Annotated in this window: 1 protein-coding gene; it reads right to left on the bottom strand. The window is 69.2% G+C overall.

Annotated features, from left to right (window positions below; all coding sequences use genetic code 11):
• Positions 1 to 584: glycosyltransferase (locus tag DSY14_RS28015; protein WP_211719595.1), on the bottom strand; the 584-nt coding region annotated here is incomplete at both ends.

Here is a 584-nt window from a genome sequence, read left to right as displayed (position 1 = left end):
GGCCAGGGCGGGGCCGCCGTTGTGGATGATCTCGATGGGGGCGCGCCAGCCGAGCTTGGCGCGCATGGCGGACCGGGAGGACTCCGAGACGGTGACGGTGGTGCAGCGTCGGTAGACCAGGGAGGCCACGGTGGACTCCATGAAACGACCGAACCGGGCCGGCAGCGCCGAGAAGTAGGCGTTGAACTGGAGGTCGTGCACGTGGTGCACGACGCTCACGACCTTGGTGCTGCGGCGCAGGACCAGGCGGGACAGGAAGGGGATGCCGTTCATGCAGTCGAAGGCGAGGTGGTACTCGCGCCGCCACAGGGCGAGCCAGGCCATGACGCGTGGATAGACGGTGAACCTGCCGCCCATCCGGCGGATGACGATGCCGTCCTTGGTCTCGACCCTGGCCTGGTGGTCCTCGCGGCTGGTCAGAAAGGTGACGATGGCGCCGCGTTCGGCCAGGTGGCGGCTGATCCGCCAGGCGTACTCCTCGGCACCGCCGGCCGCGGACTGCCACGGGTCGCGCCAGTTGATCATCACGATCCGGACGCCGTCGAGGCGGGGGCCGCGCTCGTCCGGATCGTGATGATCAACTG

Origin of the sequence: Nocardiopsis sp. MG754419, from assembly GCF_018207095.1 — a bacterium.
Classification (GTDB): domain Bacteria; phylum Actinomycetota; class Actinomycetes; order Streptosporangiales; family Streptosporangiaceae; genus Nocardiopsis.
Note: the sequence above shows the minus strand (reverse complement) of the source record. Positions and strands in the feature narration are given on the sequence as shown.